Genomic DNA, 21,877 nt, shown 5'->3' with positions numbered 1-21,877 from the left:
AATTACACTAATATCGCCGCGCCAAGGGAAGTGGGCGATTTTCCACGAATTTTGTGGGGTTTAAAGACAGAAAAACTACCTGATTGAAAGAGTAAATAGTCAGAGCAGGCAGATAAAAAATAACTTGTGTGAGTTTAAAGGTTGAATCAATCGTATCAGCTGTTGGATTTTAGGTATTTTATAGCACCGCGCGCTGCTTGCCTGCCTTGTGCCATACAGGCCGTTAGAAGGTAGCCACCAGTAGGCGCATCCCAATCCAGCATTTCTCCAGCGCAGAAGGTGCCGGGAATAACTTTCAGCATTAGATCTTTATCCAAACTGTTCCACATCACACCGCCAGCCGTACTGATGGCTTCCTCGATAGGTCGCGGAGCGTCAATATGGATGGGAAGGGCTTTAATGGCTGCAGCTAATAGCGCTGGATCATTTCGAGTGGTTTCATCCAGACACTCACGTATCAATGCAGCTTTAACACCACTGAGACCAGTTGTTCGTTTGAGGTGTGTGGAAAAGCTTTTTTTGCCCTTAGATCTGCTGAGTGAGGCTTTTAAGCGTTCAAGGCTGCGGTCTGGTGTTAGGTCTAATGTCAAAATGGCCGACTGTTTGCCAGTACTGATAGCTCTGCGGATATGGGAAGAGAGAGCATAGATTGCACTGCCTTCCAAACCGTATCCACTTATCACAAAATCGCCCTGAACCCGGTTGGAGCTAAAGCTTAAAATAGTATTCTTAATTGGTTCGCCTGCATTACGTTCCTTGAAGTGATCAGACCAGTTCACCTCAAAGCCACAATTAGATGGCTGAAATTCGGTGGCATTTACGCCGTATTGTTGAAGTTGCGGAAACCAACTGCCATCAGCGCCAAGTTTAGGCCAGCTGCTACCACCAAGCGCGAGAATGGTTGCTTTTGTCTTTATATATCGGGGGCCTTCACTGGTGTTAAAATGGAGTGCTTCGTCGTTCCAGCCCTGCCAGTGACAGCGTGTGTGAAGTGTCGTACCAAGGTTTTCCAGCTTTTTTAGCCACGCGCGTAGGAGTGGAGAGGCCTTCATAACCTTTGGGAACACTCTACCAGAGGAGCCAACGAAGGTTTCTGTACCCAGTTCGTCAGCCCAGACTCTCATATCACTGGGGGTGAAAGCTTTAATTGCAGGTTTAATTTCTTCTGAGCCTTCTGAATAGCGTGTTAGAAATTTATCCAGTGGCTCGCCGTGAGTGATATTAAGGCCAGATTTTCCAGCCATAAGGAATTTGCGAGCTGGAGTAGGCATGCGTTCAAAAATATGCGGTTTAAAGCCAGCTTCAGCACAAACTTCTGCCGCCATAAGACCTGCTGGGCCGCCGCCAATAATAGCAATTTCAACTTCACTTGGCAGCGATGGCATTTCTGTTTCCTGTCATTAGGGTGCATTCAGGCGCACCCTAATGTTTTTGCTTTCAGGCAGCAAGTGTTTGCTTATTCGGTCCTGAGTGCATCAATCGGATCAAGTTGGGATGCTCGACGGGCAGGGTAGAAACCAAAGAAAACGCCCACAAAGGCGGCTGCGCCAACGGCGATCAAAATTGTGGTACTTTTGATGAGTACAGGCCATTCGCCAAGTGAACCAATAAGCTCCGTTAGGCCAAAGCCAATGCCAATACCAATCACGCTACCTACAAGGCAGAGTACGACAGATTCCACAAGGAACTGATTCAGAATATCAATGCCCCTCGCACCTACAGCCATCCTGAGGCCAATTTCTTTCGTACGTTCCGTCACCGATACCAGCATGATGTTCATGATGCCGATGCCGCCAACTACGAGAGAAATCGCAGCTGTCGCAGCAAGTAAAACGCCCAGTGTTCGCTGGGTAGCCGAACGAGCTTCAATAAACTCAGATAGATTTCTTACCGAAAAATTATCTTCTGAACCCGGTGAAATTTTGCGTTTGTCTCGCATCACATATTTAATTTCTTCTTCAGCTTCAGAGATATCGAACCCCGGATCGACCGTAAGAGATATTGAACCAACAGAATTAACAGATGCGCTAGACCTACGACCGCTTACCCGCATTCGGTGAGTTGAAATAGGCACCATGACAATATCATCCTGGTCTTGACCCCAGGAAGATTGCCCTTTGCCTTTCAGGGTGCCAACCACAGTAAAAGGGATGTTTTTGATGCGGAAACGCTGGCCGATGGGATCATTGCCACTGAAAAGTTCGTTAATGATGGTTTGGCCTACTAGAGCAACCTTGCCGCCAGTTTTTACCTCTCGTTCAGTAAAGTTTCGGCCTTCTTCTATTTCCCACTGGCGAACATCAATATAATCTGGGTGAATACCCGCAACTTCTGCCTGCCAGTTGGTGCCGGAAAATACCATAGCGCCACTTGAACGTAGATAGCCTGATACACCTTCCACAAAGTTTAGTTCCTTTAGTACTGAAACATCGGTTTCCGTCATCGGAGGGGCAGAACCGGCGCCGCCTCTTCGCCCACCAAAGAAACTGGAGCCCGGGCGTACCATCAGCATGTTAGTGCCAAGACTGTTGATGCGTTCGTCAATTTGCTGTTGGGCACCATCTGAAATTGATACCATGACAATAACAGACGCGATGCCGATGATAATGCCGAGCATGGTTAATAAGCTACGGAGTGCGTTCAGGCGCAGTGCAATAAACGCGATCTGGAAGCATTTGATAATACTCATTCTGCGGCTCCCATACTCTGTAGATTATTACTGTCTGATAGGAGTTTCCCATCACGAAAAACAAGCTGGCGATCGCAGAATTCGCCTACTTCCTGATCGTGGGTAACAATAATCATGGTGATCCCGCTCTCATTCAGCTTCCTGAACAGTTGAAGAATTTCCTTGCCGGTTTTGTAATCAAGTGCACCAGTTGGCTCATCGGCAAGAATAATGCGTGGGCCATTCACGAGTGCGCGTGCAATGGCAACCCGTTGTTGTTGACCGCCCGAAAGCTGGTTGGGATGGTGGTCCATTCTGTCACCAAGGCCGACTAACTCTAGGCATTCTTTTGCTCGTTCATCGGCGTTAAAACCATGAAGGTTGCCGTACATAAGTGGCAGCTTCACATTCTCAACAGCTGATGTGCGAGGTAACAGATTGAAGTTTTGAAATACAAAACCGAGTGTGTGATTTCTGAGGCGGGCGAGATCATCACGATTCATTTTTGCTATATCATTCCCTTCAATATGAAGACCACCGGATGTTGGTGTATCAAGTACGCCAAGCATGTTCATAAGGGTTGATTTCCCGGAACCGGATGCTCCCATAATGGAAATAAGTTCACCTTCGCCAATGTTGAAGCTTACGCCGTCTAGGGCATGAACAACCTCCGATCCCATCCGGTATTCTTTTCTAAGACCATTGCAGGCAATAAGCGGTGCGCCAGTGCTTACCTGTATTGCTGAGGGGCTCATTATTGGGTTGCCTTACGAACGCGGGTGATTACCTCGGCACCTTCGGGCAGATTATCACCGATCACTTCCGTATGGCTGCTATCGGCAATGCCAATACGAACAGGAACAGCTTTGATTGCACCGTTTTCTTCCTTTACCCAAACAGTAGCACGGCGAATTTCAGCTCTTTGGCGCTGAAGTTCTTCATATTTCTTATATTGTTCATCGGTAAGGTGGCGCTTAAGAACTGCTGAAGAACGTGCACGGAACAAATCACGCATTGCGCTTCTATCACCGCCATTTTGCATTTGAGCTCTCAGGCTTTGCATTGCCTGCTGCATGTCAGCTTGAATGGCAGACCGCTGTTCATCACTAGCTCCAATCGCTTCAAACATTTGTGCAAAACGTGCGCCGCCACGACCGCCGCGTTGGCCCTGTGGTTTTGCTGCTTCTTGCGCTGCTTGTTGGGCAGCTTTCATTTCATCAGAAGCACGTACCCGGAGCGCTGTATTTGGAATTCTGAGTACATCAGAACGCTGTCCGGTTTTAATTTCCATATTCGCGGTCATACCCGGGAGCAGAAGTTGACGGTCATTCCGAGCATTGATGATAACGGTGTAGGTTACTACGTTATTTAGCTCCAGTGGTGATAGGCGAACCTGAGCCACGGTACCGGTGAACTCTGTACCTTCATGCGCATCCACTTGGAATGTAACCTCGTTGCCTTCACGCACTCGGCCGATATCAGATTCGTCAACGCTGGCTTCAATCTGTATTTGTTTCAGGTCTTGTGCGATTTTGAATAGTACTGGGGCTGAGAAGCTTGCGGCAACAGTTTGTCCCTGATCCACATTTCGTTCAATGATAACTCCATCAATCGGAGAACGAATGTCAGTACGCTCAAGGTCAATTTGGGCATTCGCTAGAGATGCCTCACGCTGTTTAATGGATGCTTTGGCGCTGATCACCTGAGCTTCCGCAATCTGCACGCCTGCTTTGGCACTTTCCAGAGCTGCACGGGTAGCATCAAGTGCGGCTTCCGATATGGCCCCATCTTTCTGGAGAGGAAGCTGTCGATCATAATCGCGTTGTGCTTGCACAAGAGTGGCGTTTGCGCGAAGAACAGTTGCTTCCTGAACGGCTAAATTCGCTCTTGCTGCTTCAAGGTCTGCTTGGGATTGGTGTACCCTCTGTTGAAAGGTTTGCGGGTCAATTTTGGCGACGAGTTGGCCTTTTTTTACTTCATCGTTAAAGTCGGCATGGAGTTCTTCAATGTTGCCTGAAAGCTGAGAGCCAACTTCAACAGTGACCAACGCTTCTACTCGACCTGTAGAAGCAATTGAACGGGTGATATCACCTCTGTTGGTTGGCGATGTTTCGTAAGTGGTACCAGTTGCGACTGCTTCCGTGGATGATGATTGAAAGGCATATGCGCTACCTGCAACAATACATGCGCCTATCCATAAATATTTGTTTTTTATTAGTTTTTTCATTGGCCCCATTTCCTCAAAGCAAGTTTAGAAGCGCGCTTTTAGAAGCGCTGCCGTTATTCTCTATTAGTTTGTACGTAAGAGAAGGCTAAACCATTCACTAAAATATGCTTTTTAAAAATTATGTGATTGAGGAAGCCATAAGTTTCAGGCCTATAACGAAGGCAGCGGCATAGATAATTCTGTAAAATATTGCCTCAGGAACACGTTTGTTCATCCACACCCCAAGGAAAAAACCTATTGGCACTAATGGTAAAAGCGATGCTGATATAACCAGAGTTTCGATACTTATTTGCGATGCTAGAAAATATGCAGGCAGTTTTACCAAGTTTACAATTGCGAAAAACCAAACTGCTGTAGCTGTAAGCATACGGGGCGATAGCTGTTTCGGGAGGATATATACGTGAAATGGCGGAGAGCCTGCGTGAGCAATAAAACTGGTATAACCAGCGATGCTACCCCAAAAAATCCCTAAAGGTGTTGGAGCATCGGAACCATCAGTATTCTTTTGCTTGGGCCACCAGCGGTAGAGCACGAACACAACTGCTATGACGCCAACAATAAACTGGATGATCTGATCATTTACAAAAGAAGCAGTGAGGGTACCAACTATGATACCAACAATGGCGCCGGGTAATAGTAATTTCAGATGGCTCCAGTCAGCCTCGCGTCGATATTCCCAGATACCTAAAGCATCCATAGCGAGAAGAAGAGGGAGCATAACAGCCGCAGCGGTAGTTGCAGGCATTACAAGCGCTAATAGGGGCACCGCTAACAGTGCAACACCACCAAACCCACCTTTTGATATACCGGTAAAAATAACGGCAATGGCAGCTACCAGATAGAATGTAGTATCAGTTTCCACGCAACATGCTCCAAAATTTACGAGGCCACCATACACGTTATTTAGTGTGGAAGTGTTGCAAATTATGAAACGTAATGTGTGATAAAAGCGTGATTGGTAGCGCTACCAATAATACAGGCCTCCGAGGAGCTAACGGAGGCCTGATAGTGCTTATAGGCTTGTGCCTAAGCAAGCGAGTAAGCAGTTTTTACAGTTGTGTAAAACTCTGCGGCATAGCGGCCTTGTTCTCTGGAACCATAGCTTGAACCTTTAGTGCCGCCAAATGGAACATGGTAATCAACACCAGCTGTTGGCAGGTTCACCATCACCATGCCGGCGCGGCTCATTTGCTTGAAATGGTTCGACGATTTTAAGGATGTGGTGCAAATACCTGCAGATAGACCGAAGTCGGTATCGTTTGCGAGGGATATTGCTTCATCTAGATTGTTTGCTTTTAGTACTGTCGCGACTGGGCCGAAGATTTCTTCGCGGTTAATCCGCATATCATTGTTTGTATCTGCAAAGAGAGCCGGCGCCATATAGAAGCCCGGTGTTTCTCTTTCAAGCAGTTCACCACCACAAAGAAGGTTTGCGCCTTCCTGTTTTCCGATATCTACATATTTCTGGTTCTGGTCAAGTTGACGCTGATCAACAACTGGGCCAATTTGGGTGCCTTCCGCCAGTGCATCACCTACTTTAAGGCCAGCTACTTGCGCATGAAGCTTTTCTGTGAATTCATCATAAACGGATGCTTCAACGATCAGTCGTGAAGAGGCGGTACAGCGCTGACCTGTGGAGAAGAAGGCGCCGTTGAGTGCACATCCAAGTGCGTTGTCAATATCAGCGTCATTCAGCACAATAAGAGGGTTTTTACCTCCCATTTCAAGCTGATACTTTGCGTTTCGTGCGCTACATGCAGCTGCAACGCGAGAGCCTGTACCAACTGAGCCAGTGAAAGAAACCGCATTTACACGCGGGTCATCCAGAAGTGTTTGGCCTACTTCGCGACCAGCACCCATTACCATGTTGAAAACACCGTTAGGCAGGCCTGCGCGAGAAATAATTTCTGTAAGTGCCCATGTGCTGCCAGGTACGAGCTCAGCAGGCTTGATAACCACTGTGTTGCCGTATGCGAGCGCGGGTGCAATTTTCCATGCTGGGATTGCAATTGGGAAGTTCCACGGAGTGATAATACCCACAACACCAACGGCCTCGCGGGTTACATCAACAGTAACACCCGGGCGGACAGAGGCCAGCATATCACCTTGGATACGAAGCGTTTCGCCCGCGAAAAACTTGAATATCTGCCCCGCACGAGCTACTTCGCCAATCGCTTCTGGAAGAGTTTTGCCTTCTTCCCGAGCAAGAAGTTCACCAAGTTCAGCTTTACGGGCAAGGATTTCAGAACCGATGAAATCAAGTGCATCGAAACGTGCCTGAATATTGCTGTAACGCCATGTCTTGCTGGCGTCCTCTGCTGCAGCAATTGCATCAAGTGTCTGCGATTGGCCAGCACGTGCATATTCACCAACAATGTCATTTGTATTTGATGGGTTGATGTTTGAGATAGCATTGTCAGCGGCTACCCATTCACCGTTGATATAGTTTTTAAAAATCGACATGGTTTTATCTCCGTTCAAATATCTAGATGTCACTCAGAAGCTGCTTATCCAAAGCGAGCAGGGCAATAAGGTGCTTCTGGGATGTAGCGTTCTTTCTCGGTCATAATTTCAGCAATTAGTCGGCCTGTTGCAGGGGCAAGCATTACCCCCATCATACCGTGACCCGTTGCGATGCATGTGTTTTCTAAACCCGGTAATCGTCCAATCATCGGTAAGCTATCCCATGTCATGGGACGCCATCCGTACCATTGTTTTTCTTCAAGGCTAGAAATATCTGACAGCAGGTAATCATCAACACTTGTGCGTAGTTGTTCTATTCTGTGAGCAGGCACGGTGCGGTCAAAGCCTACAAATTCCATCATGGAACCTATCCGTAATTCATTCTTAAAGGGCGTTATAGCCACATTCTTTTCTGGTATGATCAATGATGTTCTTGGGGATACTTCAGGTTTTGGTAAGGTTATGGAATACCCTTTGCCCGGTAGAACTGGGATCGAGCATTTGAGATCACGCGCGAAACTATTTGATAACGCTCCTGATGCGATAACAAGTTGCCCGACATCAAGAACGCCCGAGGAAGTTTTTAGTCTGCTTGCAACCCTGCCATTGAGTTCAATCCCTAAAACCTCGCAATTCTCAATAAAGGAAACACCACGCTTTTTGAGGTGTTGTGCCCAGGATAATGTTAGGTTTTCTGGCTCCAGCAAGGCATCGTCTTTATAGAAAAAGCCTCCTGCGAGGTCTTCTTTTAAAGCAGGGTCATATTGCTTTAAATTATTTCCCTCGTACCTTTCGGCTTTAAGCCCAAAATTCTTGTTGAGAAGGTCATCTGTTTTGGCAAAACCATCCAGAGCTTTTTGATTTTTAAAAGCATACATTAAGCCGGATTTATGCCAGTTGCAGTCAAAAACTTTAGCTGCGATTAGTTGTTCATATTCAGCAAAAGCGGCGTCTAAAATAGCCTTTAAATGGCTTGCTGTATCCAGCATTTTATCAGTTTTGCAGTTTATGGCGAACTGAAACATCCAGTTTAAGAAAGATGGTTTTAGCTGTGGTTTTATCCTGAAGGGAGATTTGCTGTTAACAAGTGATAGCAGGCCAGTTTTTAAGGCTTCCGGTGAGTTAAGTGGCAGGATGTGGCTGGGGATAATATGGCCACAGTTGCCAGCTGAACAACCAGAAGCAATAGTGCCGCTATCAAGCACAAGAACTTTATGGCCTTCGGCAGATAGATAATGTGCACAAGCGAGGCCAATGATACCAGCCCCGATTATGATGGTAGGTCTATCTGATAGTTCTTGTGTCATGGCATTCCCAAGCGGAATGGATCGTTCTCATCAAAAATTAATCTTGCTTCACCGCAGATATAGGCACTGCCAGTAATGGAAGGGATGATCTCGCCAGCACTGTTTTTTCTATATGAGGCCTCAAATACACTGCCTACAATACTTTCCTGTAGCCAGCTTTCGCCTTCATTTAATTTACCATCATCAGCAAGGCAGGCCACCTTGGCGCTGGTGCCTGTGCCGCATGGAGATCTGTCATAAGCGCCCCCAGGGCACATAACAAAGTTCTTGCTGTTAACACCGTTAAGTTTTGAGGGGCCAAAAAACTCAATATGATCAATTTCCGCACCGTTTTTGCCAGTAATGTTATTAGCAGCTAATGCACGGCGGACACAGAGCGATTTGTAAGTAAGATCAATGATGTTATCGGTGATCAGCTCTACAGGGCTATCCTGTACCAGAAAGAACCAGTTGCCTCCCCAGGCAATATCTCCCGTTACGTCACCTATTTCAGGCACATGGACAGTTACATTTTTCCTGAACCGGTAGCTGGCAACATTTTCGATGCGCACTTTGTTATCAGAGAGAAGCTCAGCTTGCACGACGCCAACTGGCGTCTCTATATAATGAATGCCTTCACTAATTTTCCCCAGATATGCCAGTGTGTTGATCAGGCCAATAGTGCCATGACCACACATTCCAAGAAACCCTGCAGTATTGAAGAAAATCACACCTGCAGTATTCTTTGGATCGACCGGTTCGCACAAAAGGGCACCAACCGCCGCGTCCGAACTTCGCGGTTCACGGATGGACTTCGTACGGAAATTATCAAATTTGCGTGCGAATAATTTGCGGCGTTCTGCCATAGAGTTGTGGCCCAAATCTGGGCCACCTTCAATAATAACGCGGGTGGGCTCACCCCCGGTATGTGAATCTATAACTCGCATTTAAGGTATTACCCTACCTTGCCTGGCCAGCTATCCCACCAGTTTCTGAACTGTTGCCATGCTTGTTCGATAAAAGCTTTTTGAGAACTGGAAAGCTGGTCAAAATCATTTAATTGGTGCGTATATTCAGGGTTGCCTTCCAGCACCATCAAATGTTTGTAGTAGAGAACCAGATCAGGGCCTTCATCAAAGGTAGCTAATACCTGCAAGGCAGAATCGAGTTCGTAGGCAAGGCGGCGCGCTTCTGCATCGCCCTTCGCTGCCCGCTGACAAAGCTCAACAAGACGCAAGACTTCCGTTGGCAGAGCGTTACCAACACCGGTAATCGCGCCACCTGCGCCACAGTTTACAAACCCGTGGAATGCCTGAGTATCTACACCTACCATGAGAATGAGATTGTCATCACCTGAAGTGATGTTTTCTGCTGCATAAGTAAGGGATTGAGCACCGCCAAATTCCTTGAAGCCAACAAGGTTTGAATTTTCTTCTCTTAGTTTAAAGAAGAGGTCCGCTTTGGTTTCATAGCCATAATAAGGGCTGTTATAAATAACAGCAGGAAGTTCAGGTGCTGCCTTTAGTACAGCCGAGAAATGATGATACTGTGCGGTGGGAGAAATCCCTCGGGAAAGAACCCGAGGGATAACCATTAGGCCCGCGGCGCCAACGTCAGCCCCGTGTGCGGCTAGGGCTGCCGCACGTTTAGTGTTTTGGGCGCCAGTGCCTACAATAACCGGTACACCTGCTTCACAAAGGGCTTCCACCCCTTGCATTCGCTCTTCATCAGTGAGAAGCGGCCAATCCCCCATCGATCCGCAGTAAACAACAGCACTCATGCCAGCGTCGATCTGCTCACGACCCTTCTGCGCCAAAGCAGCGAAATCGGGCGTTCCGCTATTGTCGCAGGGTGTCATCAACGCCGGCATACAGCCAGAAAAAATACTGTTGTTTGTCATAGTAAACGTCCTCTTGACTACCGTGTTATTGCAGTATTGATAATATCATCGGGGTTCTTTTACGTCTTGGCAATTATCTTGATATAAACTTGATTTTTTGCATAAAATGAATTTCTTAAACCACCAGAAAATAGGTTTTGTGTATGGTTGACAAGCGTTATTGCCCGACAGAGGAATTATTTGATTGTTTGCCAGATACTGTGTTTTTCATCAAAAACACAGCTGGACAATATGCTGTGGTGAATGAAACTCTTGTTAAAAGATGTGGCCTCCGCAGAAAGAGCGAACTGATAGGAAAAAAACCGTCAGAGGTGCAGGGACGTTCGCTTGGTGCTGATTATGAAAAGCAAGACCTGAAGGTTTTATCTAGCGGCCAACCCATCGTAAACCAGCTGGAACTTCATACTTATCCGGATCGTTCTCTCGGATGGTGTATGACTAACAAGTATGCAGTTTATGATGATGAGGGTATCCTGTTAGGGCTCGCTGGGGTTTCACAGGATTTGCGTGCTCCTGATGAAAATCATGCAGATTATGCCCAATTGCAATCAGTTATTGAGTATACGGAAAATCATCTATACTTACCACCGGACGTGAAAAGTTTGTCGGAAAGAGCTGGTTTTTCTCCTTATCAGCTCGATCGTCGTATCCGTGATATCTTTGGTCTTTCCACGGGGCAATGGATACTTAAGTTGAGATTGGACCTGGCTCGAAAACAGTTGCTTACAACAAAACTTCCCATTGCGGAAATCGCGAATAATGTTGGCTATGCAGACCAGAGCGCATTTAGCCGGCAGTTTTATCGAGCAACCGGTTTCTCTCCGCTTGCTTTCAGGAAAACTGGAAAATACTAAGCACCTTTAAAGTATCTAATGTTGCATTTTCTGGAACGCTAAGTGTCAGTTATCGCTGCTTGTGCCTAGTCCTCTAACGCCTATTTCTTCAACATGTTTAAGAATAAGGAGATGCGAAATGCTGACAGTGAGAAGAAGCGAGGATCGTGGTTATTTTGATCATGGCTGGCTTAAGAGCCATCACAGTTTTTCCTTTGGTGATTATTATGACCCACAGTTTATGGGGTTTGGTTCCCTACGTGTGATTAATGATGATATTATTGCCCCGAATATGGGGTTTCCAACTCATCCTCATCAGGAGATGGAGATTGTTTCCTACGTGGTGCGTGGTGGTTTGAAACACAAAGATACACTAGGTAATGGCTCGGTGATTAAAGCTGGTGATGTGCAGCGCATGACAGCAGGTACGGGTATTCGCCATAGCGAGTTTGCAGGTGATGAAGAAGTTCATCTCTATCAAATATGGATATTGCCGGGCACAAAGGGCCTTGAACCATCCTATGAGCAAAAACAGTTTTCAGCGTCGGAAAAGCAAGGCGCCTGGAAACTGGTTGGTAGTGAGGATGGGCGGCATGGTTCTGTGACTATTCACCAAGATATCTCAATGTATTCAACGTTGGTTGATGCTGGTGATACAGTTTCCTATGCTCCTGAAGATAATAGAAAGCTCTGGCTACAAATGGTTTCCGGTGAAGCCGAGGTAAATGGCGAAGTCCTTTTCGCGGGTGATGCCGTAGCGATGGCTTTCGAAGATGAAGTTAGTTTTAAAGCCCTTAAAGACAGTGAAGCACTGCTGTTTGATATGGCAATGTAAATGAAAAAGCCCCGTATTGTACGGGGCTTCTGCTATTTCGTTTTAAGGTAGGTATAACCCTTAAGGCAATTCTCATAAAAGTCTGTGAGTTTCACGCCTTGCCTGGATTTAATTGTGCCTGCTGCGATTTCCTGATCAATGGCATCTTTCACGCGGTCAGCCATAGCACCCGGGTTATACTGCATGATCTTCAGTACCTGAGCTGCCGTGGAACCAGTTACCACTTCCTCGATATAAAAATCGTTCGGATCATCATCATCGCAGGAAACATGTACCTCATTCAGGCGACCAAAGAGATTATGCATATCGCCCATCACATCTTGATAGGCCCCAGTCAGGAATAAGCCAATATAATATGGTTCTTCTTCGTTAAGCGCGTGAAGAGGCAGGGTGCTGTTGGTAACAGTATCGCCTATGAACTGTGCGATTTTACCGTCGCTGTCACAGGTGATGTCCACGAGCGAGCAGTTTTTTGTCGGTTCTTCATTCAAACGGCTGATGGGCACAACTGGGAGTACCTGATCAATCGCCCAGCTATCAGCTGCAGATTGGAAGACGGAGAAGTTGCAGAGATATTGGCTAGAGAGGCGCTCAGTAAGGCTGGTGCTTTCTTCTGCCATACTGTCGTGGGTATCCAGGTTACCTTCCACCCGGCGCATTACAGTCCAATACATGGTTTCAATGCGACCAAGTTCCTTAAGGCCGATCACACCCAGTTTGAAACCAGCTTCCGCATCTTCCTTGATTTTCTGAGCTTCGTTATGAGCAGCCTGATAGTTTTGAAGGTCATGCAGATTTTCAACCAGATCACGCATGTTGGTTACAAGAATATGTTCATCTTCAACAGCTGCAGTTGGCACAAGGCCAGTATCGTTTTTAATCTCACCGATCACTTTGGTTACAACGCAGCTATGATGTGCGGTGATGGCGCGGCCGCTTTCGCTAACCAGCGTTGGGTGTGGTGCTCCTTCAAGGTCACATACCTGCTTGGTGCCATACACCACAGATTCTACATATTCCTGTAGGGAATAATTGCGAGAGCTTTCGCTGGTTGAACGGGTGCCGTCATAATCAATGCCGAGGCCGCCACCTACATCCAGATATTTGAGCGGTACACCAAGTTTATAGAGCTTGGCATAAATGCGTGCAGCTTCGTCTATAGCATCCTGTACTGAGCGAATATCAGTGAGCTGGCTACCGATATGGAAATGGAGCAGGGAAATGCTGTCTAAGTATCCCTCAGCTTCGATAAGCTCAACGGCATTCAGGATTTCAGAAATACTGAGGCCAAATTTAGCGCGTTCTCCGCTAGAGCTTTCCCATTTGCCTCGGCCTGTAACGCGCATCTTAGTGCGAAGGCCGATAATCGGCTTCACTTTCATCTCAGTTGCGAGATCCAGAAGCGGCTTGATTTCAGAAAACTTCTCAATAACCACCACTGTGTTACGGCGAAGTTTATTACCAAGCAGGGCAAGGCGCAGGAACTCTTCATCTTTATAGCCGTTACAAATGGTAAGTGCTTCAGAGCTGGTTTGGTAAGCTAGAACAGAAAGAAGCTCGGCTTTTGAACCAGCCTCCAGGCCAAAATGGAAAGGCGCACCAGCACGGGTGATTTCATCCACCACTTCACGCATTTGGTTCACTTTTATTGGGTAAACACCGCGGTAGGGTGCGCCGTATTCTGCTTCTGCGATTACTTCACCAAAGGTGCGGTTCAAGCGTTCCACCTGACTGCGGAGAATATCATGGAACCTGAGTACTACGGGAAATTGGATACCTTCCTGAACAATCTCATCAAGCACAGCACGCATATCAATACGAACGCTGTGATCTGTTTCAACGGGTAAAACATGCATATTGCCGTTTTCGCCAATATCAAAGAATGTGCCACCCCACCGGCTTACACGGTAGATGTCTTCAGATTGTTCAATAGTCCAGTTTTCCAATTCAGATAATCCTTACTTATCAAGAACAAGAATAAGTTCACGTACCACTTTTGCAGCAAATACTTCGCTGTTGCCAGTGCTGTCGATGGGCGGTGATAGTTCAACTACGTCTGCACCCACAAGGTTTTTCTCGCGGAGAATTTTCATAAGACTGATAAACGAGTGGAAATCCTCACCACCCGGTTCTGGCGTGCCTGTGCCCGGGAAAATGCCCGGATCAAAATAATCCAGATCAAGGGTCAGGTAAATTGGGCGTTCAGCAGGAATAGCTTTCACTCGTTCGAGAAACTCGTCACGGCTGGTGGCGATGGTTTTATGCTCACGCATATAATCATATTCTTCGCGAGTGCCGGAGCGGATACCGTACTGAATAAGTTCGTTCTGATCTGTGAAATGATCAAGCGAGCGGCGAATGATGGATGCGTGGCTATAGTGATAGCCTTCATAGCCATCCCGTAGGTCAGCATGAGCATCAAGATGCAATAGTACCATATCAGGGTATGCTTCTAAATGCCGCTTGATAGGAGCGTATGAAATGCTGTGTTCACCGCCAATCGTTAGGATTCGCACTTTGTCACCAGCCAGATCAATATCTTTGAAGATAGTTTCGAAATCACTGGATGCTGATTTCCACTGTTCTTCAATACCTGTTGAGGCATCAAGCTTCAGATTACCTAGATCATAAAACTTGCGGTCTTCCGTGCAGCCGTTCTGGTAGGGTGAAAAGCTTTCAATACCGTCTGATACGTACCTGAGAGCATCGGGGCCAAAGCGGGTTCCCTTGCGAAAACAAGCAGTTCCATCAAATCCGAAGCCGATCAAGTGCGTGCTGTTTCGGTATAGGCCACTACCTTCTTCGGCACAGTAATAAAGATCATCTGGTGTGTTCAGTGCGACAGTGATGTCGCAAATCTTTTCGCTCATTTTTACTTTCCTCAGCAGAAGAATACTGACAGTATCATTTTCTTGCTCGCATACCTTAAAAAGTTAGGGTATGTCATCCCCCCAATTTTACCGAGGACTATTTCTTTGTGGAGCTAGGCATTGTTCTTTGAAGGATCAGAAAAAAAAGCTGAAATTATCTTAAGCAGTAACAAGATCAATCTGCTTGATGATACTTATAATGATTTCTGGGCAGATATGGTGGAAAAATGCCATGCACAGATACTTTCCAGCACAACGAATGATCGCTGTAAGGCGTTTCTCTTATCAGAATCTAGTTTGTTTGTTTGGTCAGACAGACTGCTTATTCTTACGTGTGGAACAACGCGTCTTGTGAAGGCTGTGGAATATTTCCTGCAAAAGTTTGGAACAGATGCAGTGGAGCAGGTGATTTACCAGCGCAAGAATGAATATTTTAGCCACAAACAGCATAGCAATGTTCTTGACGATGTGGCGCTGCTTAATGAATATGTGCCGGGTTCAACTTTCCGTTTCGGAGAGCTTGATAGCCATCATGGGTATCTTTTCAGTGTGGATAATGATTTCCGTTCGCAGGATAGCGACCGCACATACGAATTGCTCGTGTACCAGATTGGCCGTGAAGCTTCCACGAAGTTGACAGACCCATCCCTTTCGTGCGCCGATGTGTTTGAATTCCTTGAGCTCGACGAGATTATCCCGGGCTTTCAGGTGGATGATTTTCTCTTCGAACCATTTGGTTACTCACTGAATGCTATCAAAGGGGATGATTACCTGACCATTCATATTACACCGCAGGCGAACAGCAGCTATGTGAGCTTTGAAAGCAGTGTAGACCTTATCGAACATGCGCCGCGTATCCTGAAGGTTCTGCGCCCGGCGTCGTTTGATTTGATGACGTATAATGATTTTGATTTTGCTGACCGCATCAGTGAAATGATCCCTGAAGAATATGTAAGCAAGGAGCTGGTGAGCTATAAAATGCCATCTGGCTATGATGTGAAATTCGCAAGCTTCCTGCGCCCACAAACAAAATTTACTGAACCAACCAAGGTTTTTGCCCAAGGAGAAGATTATGTACTCTGATCTATGGATTGAAGAAAAATTTGAAGACTTCCTAGGCCTGCGCCTGAAGGTTGAAAAAGTGCTGTTCTCAGGCAAAAGTGAGTTCCAGAGCGTGGATGTGGTGGAAACCAAGGGGCACGGTAAAATGCTCTTGAACGACGGCCTGATTATGGTGACGGAAAAAGATGAAATCGCCTACCATGATATGATTGCGCACGTGCCGCTTTTCACGCACCCAAACCCGAAGAAGGTTTTGGTAATCGGTGGTGGTGATGGTGGTACTGCCCGTGAAGTGATCCGCCATAAAGGCGTTGAAAAATGCGTGATGGTAGAAATTGATGCGATGGTGGTTAATGCCTGCAAAGAGCATATCCCGCAAACATCTTCTGCGCTTGATGACCCACGCATAGAACTTATCATCGGGGACGGTGTGAAATATGTGAAGGAAGCATCAGAAAAGTTTGATGTGATCCTTGTCGATTCAACAGACCCGATTGGTCCAGCTGCGCCGCTTTTTGGTGCTGAGTTTTATACCGATGTTATGAACTGCCTTTCTGATGATGGTATCGTTGTTTCGCAAGGTGAAAACAGCTGGTATGCCCTTGATGTGCAGCAGTCACTCCTCAAAGTGCTGAACGGTGTGTTTGAAAATGTATGGCTTTATAACTTCTCAAACCTCACATACCCGGGCGGGATGTGGAGCTTTACGTTTGCATCGAAGAAATATGATCCGATCAAAGATTTTGATGCGAGCCGTGTGGCAGCTTCTGGCCTTGAATTTGATTATTATAATGTCCCACTTCATACAGGTGCATTTGCTATCCCGAGCTTTGCCGTGAAAGGCCTTGATGGGCTTATCAAAAACGGTAAGTAGATTTTTGCGCCATATAAAATAAAGCAGGGCTACAGACGAATCTGTAGCCCTTTTTTTAGCTTCTGTAGAACAAGTAGCGCTGCGTTTTAGAAACGGAAGCGTGCCCGGATTGTGGCTGCGTGACTATCAAAGCCAGACCGGAACTCCCCATCGTAGCCGAGGGAAATTGTAGTGCCGCGCTCGGCGAGCAGCGCAACAGAAGCATCCACTTCAAAACTTGATTGGCTAGGGTCAGCACCAATCAGGTTGAAGTTGTTGGAGCCAGCGAAAGAAGCACCCAATGTGCGCTCATCACCAGCAAAGTCGTAGTAATATCCAACAGAAAGTTGAGGCAGGAGCTTGTAGCTGCCGAAGTCAGTCGGAGCAGCGAATTTCACGCCCACACCACCTTCGAAGTAGCTTACACTATCTGCTTCAATATTAAGGCCAAGGCCGCCAGTTTCCTGATAATCATCTTGATCAACAGATGCGTACTGAAGGCTTGCAAATGGTGTTACCTCAATGCCTGAGAAATCAGTTTTGATACCACCAACAACCTTTGCGGAGAATTCGTTCACATCAAACTCACCACGGATAGTTTCATCAAGTGTGCTGAGGCGTGCGCTGTCCGCATTACCAAACACATAAGAAAGTGAGCTGTTCAGGAAGGATGTGCCGTCATCAAAACCAGCGTAAGCGTTGATGCTGTAGCTGTCGATGCCAGTTACTTCACCAGCGCCGCCTACCTCATCGATATCAATATCTGAGTATGAGAAAGCTACACCAGCTCGAACATCATCACTAATCGGTGTATCAAGACCAATCACAAAACCATATGCATCAGCATCATAGCCAGTTTGGGAAAGATTGTTTTCGCCGTCTTGATCAGCTGTACGGCCAAATGCCTGACCCCACAGACCAAAGCCTGCGCTTTCACCGAAACCGGAGAAACGATCTTCGATCAGAGATAGAACCTGGTTTTGGGTTTCATACACCTCACGAACGATACCAGTATTCAGTGTTGGTAGAAGGCTTTCAGCTGCACCAGTAAACTGATCGTTGCTTGTAAAGCCGTTTACAGCGTTTGCGACTGTACCAAAAGCGGCATCGCCTGAGCCTGATGTAAGCGCACCAGTGAAAGCAGAAGCGAAGCCGTTGATGTTTGCATCTGAAGATACGTTGCTTAGGTTAGCAACTGTTGGTGTAAGCGTGATGCTGTTACCTGTCGTTGCCAAGGCAAAATCAACAAGGAAACTGTTATCCCCGGTGAAGTTTACCGAACCTGTTAGATCACCTGTTGCTGTAAGCAGTGTCTGTGTTGTGCCAAAGTTCACTTGGGTTACATCAGCGATATCTTGCGCAATTGTGCTGTTAGCTCCAAGAGCCACATCACCAGTTACCGCCAGCGTACCGTCCTGTGTGAAATTCAGGCCACCATTTACTGCAACATCGCTGTTGATAGTGCGTGCCGCATCAACAACAAGGTTCTCTGCATTGATGTTTACCTGATTATCACCAGTGCCCAGATCAATGTTACCGTTGATCGCGCCGCCCGTGATGTTCAGAACATCGTTACCGCTACCTGTTAAAACGTCACCGTTCAGTGCACCACCAGTTTGGTTGATGATTACATTACCTAGAGATGTACGTGTATCAATCGCTGCTGTTGCACCGCTGATGGTACCTGAGTTGGTAATAGAACCCGTGAACGTGATATTTTCAAGCAAGATACCTGCTGAGGTTTCAGAAGCAACTGTGCCTGAGTTATCAATTGTTAGGTCCACCTCAGGGCGCATCATGTTTGGTGGGTAGAAGGCACGGATACCAGCAGAAGCACCAGATGCCAGAGCATCACCACGGCCCTGAATTGTGCCGGAGTTAGTGATTGTGTGCGTGCGAGTGCCAGCTAGTGCCTGAATGGATACACCAGAACCGTTGTTGCCAGCGCCTGCGTCAATAGTACCAGTGTTATTCAGGGTGATGTTGTTTGCAGTGCCGTCAAAGTAAACAGTACCATTACGCTGGTCACCAGTACCGAGAATGGAACCAGAGTTATTAACAACAAGGCCTGTACCGTCGATGTTAAGCGCGCGGCTATCTGATGAGATCGTACCAGCGTTGTTTACAACACCGCCTGTGTGATCAGCACCACCAGCTGGAACTGGATTACCAAAGTATAGGCCATTGTTCACACCAGAGATTGTGCCGCCAGCTTCGTTGGTAAGTGTACCTTGGAAGCTCACACCGTTCACGAAACGGATACCAGCTGTTGTGCCTTCGGTAGCTTCGCTGTTGATCAGGCCAGAGTTGGTGATTGTACCAGTGAATAGGCCTGTTGTTGAACCGTCCAGCGCACCGTCAATACGTGTGCGTTCAAAACGGATGCCGTCACCAGCTGTTGCTACTCCTGCGCTTGCCTGACCGCGGCCTTGGATTGTGCCTGAGTTTGTGATGGTGAAATCGTTCCCATCTGCAGAAAGTTGCGCAGAGAAACCTGCACCTTCATTGCCTGCGCCAGCATCAATTGTGCCGCTGTTGTTCAGGTTGAAATCCTGAGCAGTGATGTCAGCATACACAGTACCGTTACGCTGGTTGCCAGTACCAAGGATGTTGCCTGAGTTAACGACTGAAAGATTTGTGCCGTCAATGTTCAGAGCGCGGCTGTCAGATGAGATCGTGCCTCGGTTGGTAAGGCCACCACCGAAATCTACGCCGTCAACCAAACCACCATCGTGGTTACCTGTGCCGAAATATACACCGTTATTAACGCCAGAGATTGTGCCGCCTTCTTCGTTTACAAGCGCGCCTTGGAAGTTAACACCATTCACCGCTCTGAAGCCGCCTGTTGTGCCAGCAGTTGCTTCACTGTTGATTGTGCCTGAGTTCGAGATAACACCAGTGAATGTACCCGTTGTGGAGCCGTCGAATGCACCGTCAACACGGGTGCGTTCGAGCCTGATACCATCACCTGCAGTTGCTGCGCCTGCGCTCGCCTGACCGCGGCCTTGAATAGTGCCTGAGTTATCGATCACAAAGTTGCTGCCATCAGCAGATAACTGTGCAGAGAAGCCTGCACCTTCATTGCCTTCGCCAGCATCGATTGTACCGCTGTTGTTTAGGGCGAAATTCTGGGCAGTAATGTCACTGTATACAGTACCGTTACGTTGGTTGCCTGTACCTACGATATCGCCAGAGTTATTAACTACGAGGCCAGAACCATCGATGTTCAGGGCACGGCTATCGGATGAGATTGTACCAGCATTGTTTACAACGCCACCTGTGTGATCTGCACCACCAGCAGGAACTGGGTTACCAAAGTAAAGGCCATTGTTCACGCCAGAGATAACACCGTCTGCTTCATTGGTAAGCGTACCTTGGAAGCTCACGCCATTCACGAAGCGGATACCAGCTGTTGTGCCGGCAGTTGCTTCGCTATCAATCGTGCCAGAGTTGGTGATTGTACCAGTGAACAAGCCTGTTGTTGAACCGTCTAGCGCACCGTCAACACGTGTACGTTCAAAACGAAGGCCATCACCTGCAGTTGCTGCGCCCGCGCTTGCCTGACCGCGACCTTGGATTGTACCTGCGTTTGTAATGGTGAAGTCATTACCCTCAGCGGATAGTTCAACTGAGAAGCCTGCACCCTCGTTGCCTTCGCCAGCGTCTATTGTGCCACCTGTTTGGTTGTTCAGTGTGAAGTTTTGTGCTGTGCCATCAGCATATACAGTACCATTACGCTGGTTACCTGTGCCTATGATATTGCCTGAGTTGTTGATCGTTAGATCAGAACCATCAATGTTTAGCGCACGGCTACCAGACGAAATTGTACCCGTGTTTGTTAGTGTACCGCCTGTGTGTTCGCTATCACCAAAATAAACACCGTTGTTCACACCGGAAATAGTGCCGCTGTTCTCGAAAGTGCCTTGGAAGGCAATAGCGTTATTGAAGCGTACGCCAGCAACTGGGCCAGAAGCGCCTTCAGAACTAATTGTACCTGAGTTGTTGATTGTACCTGTGAATAGATAAATTGGAGCAAGGCCAGGACCCTGGAAACGAAGACCATCACCAGCTGTGTTAGCCGGGGCAGCATCTTGCCCGCGACCTTGGATAGTACCAGCATTATTGATTGTTGCGTTAACGGAACCGTCTAGTTCCAGAGCAACACCCGCGCCATTATTGCCTGAGCCTGCATCAATCAGGCCACCAGCATTGTTGTTGATAGTATAGTTGTCAGCTGTGCGGTTGGCATAAATTGTACCGTTACGCTGATCACCTGTACCCAGAATACTACCTGAATTGTTTAGCGTGGTGCCATCAACTGTTAGGTTAACCGCACGGGATTCGCCTTGAATAATGGCACCAGCCGCGTTGTTAATAGTAGCATTCAGGCCACCGGTACCGACATTTACAGTCTGTGTTACACCAGTTGTAGAGATTGTTCCGTTGTTATTAAAAATTACACCGCTGTTGATAATGTTGACCACAGGGTTACCAGCGACTGTGCTGCTGTTACCCGACGTTACAACTATAATTTCATTGTCTGCTGTGCTGTTAACAGTGGCGGTGTTGCCGTTCGGCACTTCTGTTTGCGCAGCTGCAGCTGTGGAAAGAAAAGCGATAGTGGAGACAGAGGCCGCCAGCATCAGCTTTCTACTTTTATTATGACTTAATGAATAACTCATTTTTCTTCCTTCCGAGGAACCTATACCTTCGTAAGAAAATGCATTGGGGGCATTTCCTGAACGAGGCAAAGGTCATGGTGGGAGGAAAAAATATCTAATTCTATTTAGTTATAGAAAATATTACTTTGTAAAATAGCTGTTTAATTTCAGTGCTTTAGATTGATGTATATCACATCCATGTGTATGCTCTAGTATAGT

16 protein-coding genes are annotated in these 21,877 nt (G+C 47.1%); 4 read left to right on the top strand and 12 right to left on the bottom strand.

What is annotated here, in order from left to right; translation table 11 throughout:
* Positions 1-155: 155 nt before the first annotated feature.
* From MF542_RS14435 to MF542_RS14395, 9 genes are all read right to left on the bottom strand, one after another.
* Positions 156-1,385 (bottom strand): TIGR03862 family flavoprotein, encoded by a 1,230-nt coding sequence (locus MF542_RS14435; RefSeq protein WP_247020694.1) that lies wholly within the window; start codon positions 1,383-1,385, stop codon positions 156-158.
* Positions 1,386-1,456: 71 nt separating this feature from the next.
* A complete protein-coding gene (locus MF542_RS14430) occupies positions 1,457-2,689 on the bottom strand; it encodes an ABC transporter permease (protein WP_247020692.1) in 1,233 nt (410 codons plus the stop codon).
* Positions 2,686-3,423, bottom strand: coding sequence for an ABC transporter ATP-binding protein (locus MF542_RS14425; protein ID WP_247020690.1), 738 nt, complete (start codon positions 3,421-3,423; stop codon positions 2,686-2,688). Before MF542_RS14425 ends, MF542_RS14430 begins: the two co-directional genes overlap by 4 nt.
* On the bottom strand, positions 3,423-4,895 hold the full coding sequence (locus MF542_RS14420) for an efflux RND transporter periplasmic adaptor subunit (RefSeq protein ID WP_247020688.1): 1,473 nt from the start codon (positions 4,893-4,895) through the stop codon (positions 3,423-3,425). Before MF542_RS14420 ends, MF542_RS14425 begins: the two co-directional genes overlap by 1 nt.
* Before the next feature lie 118 nt (positions 4,896-5,013).
* Positions 5,014-5,757, bottom strand: a complete 744-nt coding sequence (locus MF542_RS14415) for a sulfite exporter TauE/SafE family protein (protein ID WP_247020686.1) — start codon at positions 5,755-5,757, stop codon at positions 5,014-5,016.
* Between the two features lie 164 nt (positions 5,758-5,921).
* A complete protein-coding gene (locus MF542_RS14410) occupies positions 5,922-7,358 on the bottom strand; it encodes an aldehyde dehydrogenase family protein (RefSeq protein WP_247020684.1) in 1,437 nt (478 codons plus the stop codon).
* Between the two features lie 44 nt (positions 7,359-7,402).
* Positions 7,403-8,665: an NAD(P)/FAD-dependent oxidoreductase gene (locus MF542_RS14405; RefSeq protein ID WP_247020682.1), complete on the bottom strand. Its 1,263-nt coding sequence runs from the start codon at positions 8,663-8,665 to the stop codon at positions 7,403-7,405.
* On the bottom strand, positions 8,662-9,591 hold the full coding sequence (locus MF542_RS14400) for a proline racemase family protein (RefSeq protein ID WP_247020680.1): 930 nt from the start codon (positions 9,589-9,591) through the stop codon (positions 8,662-8,664). Before MF542_RS14400 ends, MF542_RS14405 begins: the two co-directional genes overlap by 4 nt.
* A gap of 8 nt (positions 9,592-9,599) precedes the next feature.
* Complete coding sequence (locus MF542_RS14395) at positions 9,600-10,544, bottom strand: dihydrodipicolinate synthase family protein (RefSeq protein ID WP_247020678.1); 945 nt, start codon at positions 10,542-10,544, stop codon at positions 9,600-9,602.
* A 143-nt stretch (positions 10,545-10,687) separates the two neighbouring features.
* Here MF542_RS14395 and MF542_RS14390 point away from each other — a divergent pair, with 143 nt between their 5' ends.
* Both MF542_RS14390 and MF542_RS14385 read left to right on the top strand, forming a co-directional pair.
* Complete coding sequence (locus MF542_RS14390) at positions 10,688-11,398, top strand: AraC family transcriptional regulator (protein WP_247020676.1); 711 nt, start codon at positions 10,688-10,690, stop codon at positions 11,396-11,398.
* A gap of 118 nt (positions 11,399-11,516) precedes the next feature.
* Positions 11,517-12,212 carry a pirin family protein gene (locus MF542_RS14385; protein WP_247020674.1) on the top strand — a complete coding sequence of 232 codons (696 nt, stop codon included), beginning with the start codon at positions 11,517-11,519 and terminating at the stop codon, positions 12,210-12,212.
* Positions 12,213-12,244: 32 nt separating this feature from the next.
* On the opposite strand, the gene speA is transcribed toward MF542_RS14385, so the two are convergent.
* Together speA and speB are read right to left on the bottom strand one after the other, a co-directional pair.
* The gene (gene speA / locus MF542_RS14380; protein ID WP_247020672.1) at positions 12,245-14,158 is read right to left on the bottom strand and encodes a biosynthetic arginine decarboxylase; all 1,914 of its coding nucleotides are present in this window, start codon (positions 14,156-14,158) and stop codon (positions 12,245-12,247) included.
* A gap of 12 nt (positions 14,159-14,170) precedes the next feature.
* Entirely contained in the window at positions 14,171-15,082 is a 912-nt protein-coding gene (gene speB, locus MF542_RS14375; protein WP_247020670.1) for an agmatinase, read from the bottom strand.
* A 120-nt stretch (positions 15,083-15,202) separates the two neighbouring features.
* Here speB and MF542_RS14370 point away from each other — a divergent pair, with 120 nt between their 5' ends.
* Together MF542_RS14370 and speE are read left to right on the top strand one after the other, a co-directional pair.
* Positions 15,203-16,165: an S-adenosylmethionine decarboxylase proenzyme gene (locus MF542_RS14370; RefSeq protein WP_247020668.1), complete on the top strand. Its 963-nt coding sequence runs from the start codon at positions 15,203-15,205 to the stop codon at positions 16,163-16,165.
* Positions 16,155-17,018: a polyamine aminopropyltransferase gene (speE, locus tag MF542_RS14365; RefSeq protein ID WP_247020666.1), complete on the top strand. Its 864-nt coding sequence runs from the start codon at positions 16,155-16,157 to the stop codon at positions 17,016-17,018. Before MF542_RS14370 ends, speE begins: the two co-directional genes overlap by 11 nt.
* Before the next feature lie 86 nt (positions 17,019-17,104).
* Here the strand turns inward: speE and MF542_RS14360 are convergent, their stop codons facing one another.
* Entirely contained in the window at positions 17,105-21,679 is a 4,575-nt protein-coding gene (locus MF542_RS14360) for an autotransporter domain-containing protein (protein WP_247020664.1), read from the bottom strand.
* Positions 21,680-21,877 lie beyond the last annotated feature (198 nt).

The sequence above is a fragment of the Kordiimonas laminariae genome, assembly GCF_023008165.1.
GTDB lineage: Bacteria > Pseudomonadota > Alphaproteobacteria > Sphingomonadales > Kordiimonadaceae > Kordiimonas > Kordiimonas laminariae.
Note: the sequence above shows the minus strand (reverse complement) of the source record. Positions and strands in the feature narration are given on the sequence as shown.